The following is a 12,772-nucleotide window of genomic DNA, read 5'->3' on the forward strand; positions in this document are numbered from 1 at the left end:
TTAAACTAAAAACACCCTACCTTATTAATTCTCTATATATAACTTGGCTATTTTTTCCAATAGCGAGCTCTTACTTACTTCATTTATTTTTAAAATATCTTCGGTAAACGAATTAAAAAACAAATGTGTTATTGGTTGTTCTAAAGCATTTAACAAATCACCATTACTATTGAAAGTGAGTAAGTTATAGATACGATTTTGCTTTGCAATATCTTGATTAGGTCTTTGCTTTTGGGCTACAAAGTAGAATAAGTCAACGCCAGCTTCTTGCAGGTAAACATGATGATACTGCTTGCGCTCTTTAGGCAACAAGTAATAGGGCAACACAGAACTTTCAATACTGCTTTGTCGATTTACTGTTCGCTCATCACTTTCCGCAACTGAAATGGAATCAACTAAGGTGTTACCGATAACTTGAGGCACACGTATTGTGCTATATGACGTAAGTAAAACATCATTATCTTCATCGTATAAATAGAAACTACCGTTGTGAAAGTTTCGTTCACCAAAAAAAGAACACTCTAATTTCAATCTAGCTTCAGATTTAATCACCTGGTTATTTGTTATTTTTAATACATTGTCTTTTATCGTCACTTCAACAATTGATGCAAAAAAGTTATTTTTTCTTCTTGCCGTTTTTCTTACATAAACAAGCTTTAGACTTGCACTAGGCAAGTTAATGTCTGTAAATTGCTGATTAATGAAGACTCTCTGTTTTAACCACAGTTCCGATTTAATTCTTTCTAACTTATAGGGGGATATCGCATAGCGTTCTTCATCACCTTTTACTATCGATTCATTATCCGATTCAGAAAAGTTTAACCCCTGTATAACAACCTGCGTTTGTGATTCAAATTTATCAATTTTTAATCGTGTATAGTAATCAAGGTTCTGCTTTTGCGAAAAATTTGTATTGCAATAAGCATCCCAAAAGCCAGTAAACACCCTATCTGGCTCACAAGATAAAGTGATACTAGAATTTCCATCCCCTTCATTTAATACGATATAACTTACATCCGGTGACATATCTTCAATTACTAATGAAGGCTTAACAACTGACAGGCCAGCTTTCTCGAACTCTGAATGAAGCTGAGATAAAGCTTTATCTTTTTTCACTGGGTCAAAATCACGCCCTAAATTATCTATTAGAACAATGTTTGAGGGATGCTCTTTTTCAGACTCTAAAAATTGATCAGTTACATGCGTTGCATTAAAGATGCGTGGTTCGAATGCTATATCTAGTCTATTTAATATGCCTTGTAATATGTCAGAGATAAGGTTTTGTGCATAATTAACTGAAGCAGGATACTTTTCACCAAAAGACATAAACTTGCGTTTGGAGAATTTCGTGGCGCTAATATCTCTACTTGCCTGATAGGAAAACTCTTTGTTTTTAAATAACGCTTTAGTCTCATCTAGATCTGCTGTTACAGCTTCCAACTTTTGAGTTTTAAAAACCTTCTTCTTCAACTCAAAACACAACTCTTGAGTGGGCGAAAAATAAATTTCAGGTTTAAGCACTTCAAAATATGCCGTTCCATTCTTTTTTTCTCGACCAGACCTTTGCACGCTCAAGTAAAGCTCTGCGTTATAAAAGCTTGGAGAAAACTCATATTTATCCTTGGTTTGCTCCATAAACTCTGTCTTAAGCTGCAAGCTAATTAGTCCAGATATCAAACGCTCCTTTTGTGATTTACTTAGTTGAGATAATTCCTCAACCAATTCAGCGTAGTTAGGTAAAGTATGGGTTAAATAGAAAAAATATACTTCATACGAGCCATTGTTATATAGCTTTACCATCTCATATTGAACATTTTTATCCTTAGATAATTCTAATTCTCTGCGAATTGATATTTTTATTTCTCGATGAATTCTTTGCTCAAATTCAGCTTGGTTCTTTTCTTCCTTAACGAAAGACTTAGACTTACATCCTATGTATAAATCACTATTAAGTGATTGAAATAATGATGCTATAAGTTCACTTAGCTCACCGTAAACATCAATTATATTAGTAGATGCTGCTGGCATATTATTGGCAAGAATAGTACTTTGATAAGTCATTACACATTTCCTTGAAGTAAAGTTGATACCACACGATTAAGTGCAATTCTTTGTTTAAGCTGACTACCGTCAAAATATTGTGTGGTTTCACCATCTGCATTTCTTTTGTGTTTTGGTCTATAGCTAGATTCTTCTTTAAAAAGGTTCAAATAATAGAGTTTCCCGCTGTTATCAACCTCTTGCTCATGGTTCAATGAATTGTTCTCTAAGCGCCCATTTACATACATGTAATGAACTTCATCATAAGTACCACTAACGTATTCTGAGATAGTATTAATCTTTGATAGTGCTTTTTTATGAGTACTTTTAGAAAGCACGGCTTTATCTAAACTAGATGACCAATTCTTAACGTCAATGCATAACAACATTCCCTCGACTTCAACATAAAAGTCAAAAAGCTCATACGCTCTTTTTCCAACCCTTTTAATAACTTCCTGAGTAGATAGCGGAGTAACGTTAAGTTTATCTAGGAGCAGAGAAAACAAGTATTCTCCTACATTACCTTTGATCAATTTGATAAATTTAGGATGAGGTACATACTGTTGGAAAGCACCTAAGGATAATGATGCACTTTCACGAACGAGCGTTGTGACAAGGTTATCCTGAGTGAATTCCATTTTACTGGTGTAGTCTAAAGATATCATTTTTTCTGGACGGTATAGGCGATCTCCATTGACTATATCAGTCAATATTTCTGGAGATTTATCGCTGTAACAGAGCTTTAAACTCTGCTTATTTCCGTCTAACCGTATGTACATTTTATCAATTGCAGCGGCGACCAATTTATCATTTTTTGCTATTTGAGATTCTTGTAATTGTTGAATGTACTTTTCTGGGTTACTGACAGACGTTATCTTTCTTAATAATTCATTAAACTCCATAGAATCATCATCGCCTCTTCGGGCGTCTTCAATAATCTCGGGGACTGTTACTTCAAAAAATTCATTCAAAAGCTCTCCTGATGATTTGACATCTAATTCAAACGCCTCTCTCTCAGACTCTGTTTTGAATCCGACCTCAAGGCTTCTTTCGTGACATTCAGTTTTAAAGCGATGATTTAGTAACGACATACTTTCGAAAAAAATGTCATTTTTAGGGTCTTTAGATAACCTCGAAAACTGAACAGCCGCTATATCAGCAATATCAGATGCCATATATATTTCACTAAGCATATTCGCATCTTTTCTTTCAATGCGACCAATGGCTTGCATAATAGCTTTCAGTAACTCAAGTTCATGCTCATAATTCAAGAATCGGTAATCTTTACCATGAACGAGATTTACCTCAAACTCGCTAAGTGCTTTGTCTTCAGAAGTATCTGAAATGCGCTTCATTATTGATAGACAATTAGCTAACGAATAAAGCGTTTTTTCGCCGGTTGCACTATCTTTTATAACTTGGCTCCAGAAAGGAGAATTAACTAACACCAGTCGCTCAAAATCAACCTCGAATCTACTCCCCGGTTCATTGAGGTATTCAACAAAATAGTTTAACCCTGTGCCGGCACCTTTGTAGGTAGACATAAACGCCAACTTCAAATTGTTTGAATCAACTTGAACAAACTTTCTAACATCAACCTCTTTATTAAGCTCAGCATTAAAAAGCACAGTTTGAATTACAGGTTTACCTTGGAAAGGAGTAAACTGGAATATTCTTCCCTTTTTATCTAACCCTCTAAATCCTTCAGGTTTAGCAGCTTTTCCTGCCCTTATTGCCATTACATATTTTTTTAAGGCTCCTAAAAAGTTACCTGATAACGCTAAAGAAAGTGTATGTTTTCCATCATATGCACAAAGTAACCAGGCTGATAATTGCCTTTTAAATTCAATCGTTTTGTATTTATCTTGCTTATAACTGTAATCTTTTAACTTGCGATACCAGAGCTCAAAAATAGCCTTAAAATCATCTGTTAGTACACGTTCATCTATAACTTCACGGTTTTCATCAAACACGTGAAACTGAACTTTCCTCAATTCAGCTCTTGTTTCTCTTAAATTAACGAGTGTATCTTTTGAATTTGAATCTCTAACAACAATTTCTACGCCTAGGTTATTAGTACCTTCACAACAGTATTTTCTCAAAAAAGGTTGGTTATATTGACCAACAATATTTTTATTTATGCCACTTGTAGCACTTAGCGCTATTACTGCATTTTGTGTATTGTATAGCATCCGTAGAATTGAAACTTCGGGTTGTTCTTTAATTAAGTTCAAAGAAAAATTTACATAAGTGAGCTTTTCTAATGACGGCTCTCTAAATTCAAGTAACTTTTGTGGGATTAAAGAAAACACCGTTTTTGGGTGAAAGTATGTATAAAAATGATCAATCTGAATTTCCTCACTCTCATCTGGGCGATCAAACATGCTTTCAACTTCAGATGCTACCGTTCTGGCTTTCTTCATGAATTTGTATAACGGGTAGTTTTGGCTACTATCTCCGCCCTGTTTCAGTGACTTAACAAATTCAGATGAAGATTTGAACTCTTTAGCTGCTGCTGCTAAAACAGCCATAGTTACTTGATAAACATCATGCAGCGATAAAGTGTTATCAGATTTATCGGTAGTATAATAAAGCTGGCATGTACCCGTACCATGAGCTAATCGAACTTTAATTCTTTTTAGACCGTCTTCATTAAAGTAACGCTTAGGGGTAAAACAAAAAGCATTCCTTGTTAGATTAATTATTTGCTCTGCATCACCATGCCTTATCTGAACAAAATCAATATTTCCAGCAAATGTAGTTAAGACTGATTTCAAATTGAGAGCCGCCGATAAATCACAATATTTAGAAAGGTTATCTTTAATCCTTTCTATAAAAGCTAACTTATCAGCGTAAAATGGCGTGTATTCAATATCACTTTCAACGGTTTCCGTTGCTTGCATATATATTCGATAAACACCGGCAAATACATGGGCTAGCTGGATGTCTGGGGTAATTAAAGTAGTCGTTGCAGAATCAGAGAAAAGCTTGTGTGCATCATGTAATTCATCGATGACAACTGTAAAGCCTATTCCTTTATCACGGAAGTAATTAGAATCATCAGCCTCGAAAAAGTCCTCTTTTAAAAACTCGACTCTTTTCTCATGTTTATCAGACAGGTGAATACCGGTTCTAATATTAGAATCCGTCAGATGCTTTTTTCCACCAACAATGCAATCAAATGGCATTGATTTAAAGGAAAACAGTCCTTGATGATTTTTTTGAGGCAACCGAATATTAAGATCAAACTTGTTAGTTGTAGCAAGCATGATACAAGGTTTAACCATTGCTACAGAAAACGGAATACAGTGTTTAATAATTGCAGTTCGAAGCATGTCTAATTCAGTATTAGACTCAAACAAAGCCTCTAAATCCACGGGGGAAGAATTATAATTTAAGCAGGCCAAAGATAAATCAAACAACGTTTTTTCCATATTTCTGCGCTGTTCTTCAAGTTGCTTCTTCAAGTCACTTATAAGCTCTGCATTATCCGCTTCATAGGTTTTTACCTCCGTATTAATACGGTTTTGAAGTGATTCAACTGTTCTTACTGACTGTGCAAGCCTAGTTAACCCTTTTTCTAACGATTTATACTTGGTTTTCTTCTTAATCCACGTTGTGTAAAGAACACTATTTTTTATTTTTTCGCCATTTGGTGAGCTAACCCAACTCTCAAATTCGAGGTCTGTAAGATCTAACATAGAAAGAAACGCGACAAACTCAATACCGGCGTTGTGTGCTTTACTAACTAAGCTTGAATCAAAATCAAATTGTGATTTTTGTGGACTAACAAAAACAAGGTTTGTAAATTGACCGCTAATATTTGGCTTAGTGGAATAATCTATGTACTCGGAAATAACACCATAGGATTTGCCAAAGCCAGTTCCATCATTTGATTGAATCAAACAAGGCCTATTGTGGTTAGTTACATTATACAATTGGGATGCATGAGCCCTATATTTATTAACTGCATCTTTCAGTTTATTTTCGGGTTGTAACTTACCAACGGAAACAGCTATAGGTTCGTCTTCTTGAAGGTATGTTCTGTCTGAAAATTGATACCCTTTAGCACTATCATGAACTAGAAGACCTGCCCTAACTAATTCATACTTTATATTCAGTTCACTTATCTCGAATTGCTCACTTAATAGAGATAGGCAATCTTGCAGTAGACTACTAATTTTGATCAATTCGGTTAGTGCCAACTCAAGTTGAGTTGCTCTTTCTGTAGATAACCTTTCAAATTGTGGATGAATACTAAACTGCTCAATAGAAACGTTAGCATCTCTTTTATAAAAAACACCATCTCTATAACTAGTACGGTTATTAACCTTAAAAAATCCCATTTTAGCTAACATGAATAAAACAGCACGAGGTTCTTCATCAACTTGTTCAGCAATACAATGTATTACCTCACTTGACTCATTTACTTCCTTCAAAGCTACTAACTTTTTATCATGCACCTTAGCAATAACAAATAGCTGCTCTTTTTTTCCATTAGTCCATTTCATGAATAACCTCTAATACTATTAACCTTCAAATTACATTACATAATAAGAAATACCGAAGTTTTGCCTACCAGCAGTAATTACATATAAAGCCACTAAAACAATTAGCCCTTCGGTGGATATGGATCATTACCGTAACTATTTTTCTCTCTGATTTGACCGTTCTTACCATGTATTAGCATTTCTGAACTTTGATTTTGTGCGATAGAGCGAGCCTGTGTGCCGTGAACTGATGTAGCTTTAGAATTACCAGCGCCTTTTACAGCCCAACCAGAGTCATGTCGTACTACATGTTGATTTTTTCCTGACATTTTTTACCCCTTATTAAACAACTTAATGAATCTATATAGCGAACATATCTAGGTGTTCACACAACCACCCTCACAGTTCAATTAATAGGCTACCGTACACTAATGATACATTCAAGATCTATTTTAAGTTTGATAGGGAAACCAATATGATTCTCATAAGGCGTTATATTTGTACCTAGATAGAATCTATGCTATACAAGCTTTATTATAAATAAACGATGCTTAAAGATGATTGATCTCAAACATTTACCTTCACAACAAGTAAGCAGATTAAGATACATAGAGTTTTGCCTAAGATTTTTAGGTAGCTTTACCAGAGCTGATCTTATTAAAAAGTTTGGGATAGGAACTGCGGCTGCAAGTAGAGATATTGCTGAATATAAAACTCTGATGCCAAACAACATCTCTGATTCATCAAATTCAAAAAACTATTTCTTAAGTGAGGATTGGAAAGAGTTATTCAAATTCAAATCTTCAGAGGTTTTAGCACAACTTACAGGAAATGAGATTCAAGCTAATACAAAGTCTTATATATCGAGTGAAGTGATCGATATTATTGATGAACCTGATATTGAGGTTGTAACAGCTATAACAAAAGGAATTCTTCAACGAGCTCCTATCACATGTGAGTATTTCTCCAACTCTAGTGGTGCAAGTGAAAAAATACTAATTCCACACTCTTACATGTTTAATGGTTCAAGATGGCACTTAAGGGCTTATGATAGAACAAAAGGTAGATTTGCCGATTTTGTAATTTCTAGATTTAAAAGTGCTCATACTATTGAAGAACCTGTATTACCTAAAGAGCTTCAAAACGAAGATGTTCAATGGAATCGTCAAGTCGATTTAGAAATTATTCCTCACCCTAGCTTAAAAGATTCAAGTGGCGTTTTAAATGAATTCAACATGACTGATGGCATTCTTCACAAACGAGTACGAGCATCATCAGTTGGTTATTTACTTCAAAAGTTATATGTTGATTGCTCAAAAGATCCTATCGTTGAAGAACATTACTTTAGATTAAAACTTAAAAATCGCTTGGCATTATACGGAGTAGAAGGTCTCCACCTAGCTCCTAATTTTGATGGATTTAATGATTAAAACCTTTAGTAAGTTGATTAAATTTTAACTTGCTCTGTCAGGTTCGATTAATAGAACAAAATCAACATGCTATTAGTTGGTTAACCACCAGATTATTTTATATATTTATTTGATGAAAATTTACACCATGTGTTCAAGGTATTGATTATGGAATTACAGACAAGGCTAGTGTTTATCGATACAAGCGCTTTTGAAAAGAAAAATTATCAATTTGGACAGCACGCTCTAGGTCGTCTTCAAGAACTAATTGAAGATGAGAAAATTCACTTGCTTATTACTGATGTGACAAAGAAATAAACTGTTATAATGAAGCAACCATGTTCTGGACACAGGCAGTAATTACAACGCTACTTTTAATTTTGCCTATTGCTTACTCAGTTTTTGTACAGAAAACTCTTTTTAAGAGAGTGAATAAACGCCCACACAGGAACATCTTTGGACCTGGATTAGTGTGCTATTACGAATGCCAATAAAACTTGTACAGCGACCAATACCTTGGCTGTAAGGGAGTTAAAGCATTGCCGCCTGTAGTTAATCTAACCCTACCATTCTGAAACTAACAAACGGCTCTTGACTCCCCTAATCTGCAAGCCCATAGCTTCAAATACTTCTTCAAAATTATTGCACTGAGCTGGCATGTTAGGTAAAGAGAATGTCGCTTCAGTGAAAAATCGTTGCTGATGCAGAGGATCGCTCCCCCATGCTATCTGCCACCATTCCAAGATTCGCTCTTTAGATTCAAACAATCGCTTAGCTTTTGGTACCCTATCACTTTTGCTTCGATTTTCATTTGTTGTTGCAGGTAAAAGGTTCCATTTGTCATTATTTGGCCAGTAAGCAAAGGGGAGGCAATGATCCACATCGTACTGGCTCTTTAATACCGTATTGCTCCAGGCACTTTGGATAACAGTGCCCCCAGCCTGTAGCTCATCCACACGTTTGCGAACGTCTCGAGTATCACGAGATGAATCAATCCACACGAGGCAGTCATGATATGACTGTAGAGAGATATTTCTGTCTTGATTAAGCTTAAAGCGCTGCATTTCTTTAATCCACTGGTTTACCACCAACGGTTCTATCCAAGAGTGATAAAGCCTAAAGCAACCCCATAGCTTTTCATCCAAAATGAATTGACCAAACCCTGTAAAAAATTCACTATCTAAAATAATGGCATCTGAGTATTTTCTACGCTTTTCTGCTACTTGGATTTCAAACAACTTGTTTTGTTTATCGCCCTGATAGATAAAGGTAACTGGCCCTGCTTTTATCGTACTTATTGTATGAGTAAATAATTTTTGAATAGCTTTAGCTTCTTCCCCGACATAGAGTGCACCAATAGAAAAGTCATCGGCTGATAGATGTTTAAGCTTATTCCAACCATCGTCTTTCACAAAACCCAAGCCTTTCGTTGCATTCGAGTTCTGCTGAATTCCGTGCCCCTCAATATCGACATCAATAAGGCGCTTGAACTGACGAACCCAATATAGAGCAATTAAGCCCGCTGAAAGGATGATTTTACCATCACTACGGTCTAACACAGCCCCAGGGTGAGCATCGGCAATACGAAGTAACGTTCTCAATAGAGCAAGCTTGTAAGTAGCCGCTTTACTGTCGTTAACGATGATTCGACGAACAGTGTTAAGGTTACCGGAACCATCATCTGGCAAATTCAATACAACAGTCTGCCAGGACACATCTGTCCGCTGAAGATTATCCTCACTACCCGAAACTAATTGAAGTTGCAATGCGTGATCTTTTGAAAGTATTTCTAACTCTTCAACGGAGACAGGAAAGCCTTGGCGGCCATCAGTAAACTCTCCATGACGCAAGCTAATAACTAATTTACCATTTGGGGATAATAGATTTGAAAGTTTACGAAATGCTCTTTCACGTAATGAAGGGGCTAAATGCATCCACACAGCACTTACAAGTATTAAGTCAAAACGCATACCTAAGCTTTGCACGTTTTTAAGTACTGGAAGTGAATCATTAAGCCAAGTGACTTCTAGCCCTGTACTTTGTTGCCCTATTTGACGCAATGTATCATTTGGCTCAACAGCGATGACCTCACAACCTTGCTCATTCATCCACTTAGCATCACGCCCAGAACCAGCACCAATATCTAAAACATTCGATCCTGATTCTGGCCAATATAACTTCCACGATTGGTGTACAAACTTAAAATCAAGACCGTTATATTGTTCAGCGAGCTCTATAGCATTCTGACTATAAAAAAGAGAGGTTGAGTTCATGAAAATGCGCCATATGTCCTTGTTAACCCATGATATACGGCTAGGTTACATATGGCGATAGCTTAGTAAAGAACCGTGATTTATTTTTGATTAAAGTCTAAGTGCTCAATAAGCTATTAAGAATGGAAGGTTAGATCGAGGATAATGTTGTAAAAATAAAACTGACAAAAGCGGTGTGGACATCCCTGCTTAGTAATACTTGATAATAGGAAGGTTCTTATCTATTAATGTAAGGAGTTTTCCCAAGCTAACTATCTAGTTTCGATAATCGTTATTAATTTAGAAAAAATTTTTACACTAGGTGTTAGTACTAAACTATCAATAGAAAGATTGAATGCCTCTAAAAAGCTATGGTCACCATTTGGTCACCGTTTGGTCACCAAACAGAAAATACTGAAAAATATGAGTATGAGTTTAAGAGTGATTTGAAGATAGGGGAATGAATAAAACCTAGAAAAGACAAAGGCCTAACATTTCTGCTAGGCCTTCTAAATTTGGCAGGGGTAGCAAGACTCGAACTCGCAACCATCGGTTTTGGAGACCGCTGTTCTACCAATTGGAACTATACCCCTGTTGACGTGGAGCATTATGCTTAAGTAGAGCCAAAAGGTAAAGTACTTTTTAGCTTTAAAGCCACTGACTGCGGCTTTTTCACTCAAGAGAACTATAAAAACACAAATATTAGCCAGTCTGCAAGTAATCGACTTTATTAAGCCTATAAACCGCAAGGTGAAGCCAGCGCAGGTACCATTGGCTCAACTCCATCCACATAATTTATTCGTTGATTCTGAAGTGTTGAAACATTGGCTAATACGTCCTGAGTCGACATTATTTGGTTAGCGTTATGATATACCCAGTCTATGTCTTGTTGGTACTCTCTTACCTCGTCAGAGTCCACTGGGCCAATAGAACCATCTGCACCTTTGGGCATAAACCAAAGGTTAAAGTTAATGGACATTGGCACTTCTGGTGCTACGGCCTCTGAATGAGTAGAAATCAGTACACCATCAACATAGTAATTGACAGCATTCTTCTCAACAGTCATTACTAAAATATGCCAACCAGCGTAACTCCCCTCTTTACGGGTGTATTCATTGACCTTGGTCCATGGGGTTAATTGAAAAGTTTCCCATGTTGTTGTCCACATAGCAGGTGAATTATCACTGCCCCAACCGCCATTTGGCAGGTACTCAAAATCAACTTCACTATAATTGGGGTCTAAAGGATATTCTAAAGGACTGATAGTATAAAAAGTCTGAATGACTTCATCACCATCAGGCCCATAGGTTGGTTTGTCACGAAAAAAGACTCTTGAAGCATAGGTGCCTTCAAGATATTTACGCTTATGACAAAATTGTGTATGACGGGTATTTTCTCCTTCACCAGCCGTAATTGAGCTCATACGTATCGCGCCGTTATGCGCTTCGATGTGTTCAGGATGGAAACTTAAACCTTTCGCAGACCAAGTTGCCCCGCTAATTCCTGGATGACCAGTCTCTGTACGCGCTTTCCAGCCATTATCATTAAAACCTTTGATACTTTCATAGGCAAAGTCATCGAAAAAAATACCTTTTCCATCCGCAAATGCACTGCCTATAAAGCCCATAGCTAACATCAATGTCGTCGCTGAACAAAATTTGTCCTTCTTCATAATAAACATACTCCTTTAAAGTCAATGACAGCGCTGTCAACCCATCATTAGCAACCATCAAATGTTACTAGTATTTATTCTAATAATAGAAATAAAGCTAAAAACATTAAGGAATAGAACAGGAGTTTAAGAGATTTACTTATATGTTCGAGTTTGAGTAATTAAACCAAATTGCAAAACATTTGCTTTGAGATGAACCAATTTAGCAACGGGTTACATATTCGACACAACGAAAAAAGCCTCTACATTGCTGTAGAGGCTTTCGTCTTTGTGTTTTGGGTGAGTACGGCGATAACCGTGAGCTTACGAACGCGAAGCTGGGGCGGACTATTTTTGTAAAAGTCCGCGACACTACAACAAATACCTAAATATTAGACATACGAAAAAGCCCTGCTATTGCTAGCAGGGCTTATCGTAATGTTGGCGGAGCGGACGGGACTCGAACCCGCGACCCCCGGCGTGACAGGCCGGTATTCTAACCAACTGAACTACCGCTCCTTTAGCAAAATGCTTGCGCGTAATGCTAAATGCTTTTTAAGTCGCTAACTTGTCAAGGTTAGGAGACTTGCTTTATCGTAATAAAGCTACTCTTTCGAGTAAATTAGGCGCTTGGCAATGACCTACTTTCACATGGGGAGACCCCACACTATCATCGGCGCTATTGCGTTTCACTACTGAGTTCGGGATGGGATCAGGTGGTACCACAATGCTATTGTCACCAAGCAAATTTGGTGTTAATCGCTTATCGCAATTAACTAAATTCGGAAAGCTGTTTCTTTGAGTTTCAAGTACATGGATGTACTTGATGTCATAAATGCAGGAGCATTTTATGACCTTACTTTATTAAGCGCTTTATATTCTTCACTAAGTCTTACCTTTAACAGTAAGTAATAAATCTAGTTACCATCA

At 36.6% G+C, this 12,772-nt stretch carries 7 protein-coding genes, 2 tRNA genes and 1 rRNA gene; 2 read left to right on the top strand and 8 right to left on the bottom strand.

Annotated features, from left to right (window positions below; translation table 11 throughout):
• Positions 1–24: 24 nt before the first annotated feature.
• The 3 genes from QPX86_RS16590 to QPX86_RS16600 form a co-directional block, all read right to left on the bottom strand.
• A complete protein-coding gene (locus QPX86_RS16590) occupies positions 25–2,061 on the bottom strand; it encodes a hypothetical protein (protein WP_285163251.1) in 2,037 nt (678 codons plus the stop codon).
• Positions 2,061–6,551 (bottom strand): hypothetical protein, encoded by a 4,491-nt coding sequence (locus QPX86_RS16595; protein ID WP_285163252.1) that lies wholly within the window; start codon positions 6,549–6,551, stop codon positions 2,061–2,063. Before QPX86_RS16595 ends, QPX86_RS16590 begins: the two co-directional genes overlap by 1 nt.
• A gap of 101 nt (positions 6,552–6,652) precedes the next feature.
• The gene (locus QPX86_RS16600; RefSeq protein ID WP_285163253.1) at positions 6,653–6,859 is read right to left on the bottom strand and encodes a DUF2188 domain-containing protein; all 207 of its coding nucleotides are present in this window, start codon (positions 6,857–6,859) and stop codon (positions 6,653–6,655) included.
• Positions 6,860–7,087: 228 nt separating this feature from the next.
• Here QPX86_RS16600 and QPX86_RS16605 point away from each other — a divergent pair, with 228 nt between their 5' ends.
• Both QPX86_RS16605 and QPX86_RS16610 read left to right on the top strand, forming a co-directional pair.
• Positions 7,088–7,960 (top strand): helix-turn-helix transcriptional regulator, encoded by an 873-nt coding sequence (locus QPX86_RS16605; RefSeq protein WP_182794942.1) that lies wholly within the window; start codon positions 7,088–7,090, stop codon positions 7,958–7,960.
• Between the two features lie 147 nt (positions 7,961–8,107).
• Positions 8,108–8,257, top strand: coding sequence for a PIN domain-containing protein (locus QPX86_RS16610; RefSeq protein WP_285163254.1), 150 nt, complete (start codon positions 8,108–8,110; stop codon positions 8,255–8,257).
• Positions 8,258–8,502: 245 nt separating this feature from the next.
• Here QPX86_RS16610 and QPX86_RS16615 read toward each other — a convergent pair whose 3' ends face one another.
• From QPX86_RS16615 to rrf, 5 genes are all read right to left on the bottom strand, one after another.
• Complete coding sequence (locus tag QPX86_RS16615) at positions 8,503–10,212, bottom strand: class I SAM-dependent methyltransferase (protein ID WP_285163255.1); 1,710 nt, start codon at positions 10,210–10,212, stop codon at positions 8,503–8,505.
• A gap of 495 nt (positions 10,213–10,707) precedes the next feature.
• Positions 10,708–10,784: transfer RNA gene (locus QPX86_RS16620), tRNA-Trp, on the bottom strand.
• A gap of 143 nt (positions 10,785–10,927) precedes the next feature.
• On the bottom strand, positions 10,928–11,863 hold the full coding sequence (locus QPX86_RS16625) for a glycoside hydrolase family 16 protein (protein ID WP_285163256.1): 936 nt from the start codon (positions 11,861–11,863) through the stop codon (positions 10,928–10,930).
• Between the two features lie 421 nt (positions 11,864–12,284).
• Positions 12,285–12,361 (bottom strand) — tRNA-Asp (locus tag QPX86_RS16630).
• A 109-nt stretch (positions 12,362–12,470) separates the two neighbouring features.
• Positions 12,471–12,586 (bottom strand): 5S ribosomal RNA (gene rrf, locus QPX86_RS16635).
• Positions 12,587–12,772: the final 186 nt, after the last annotated feature.

The sequence above is a fragment of the Shewanella goraebulensis genome (genome assembly GCF_030252245.1).
In the GTDB taxonomy this organism is placed as follows: Bacteria; Pseudomonadota; Gammaproteobacteria; order Enterobacterales; family Shewanellaceae; genus Shewanella; species Shewanella goraebulensis.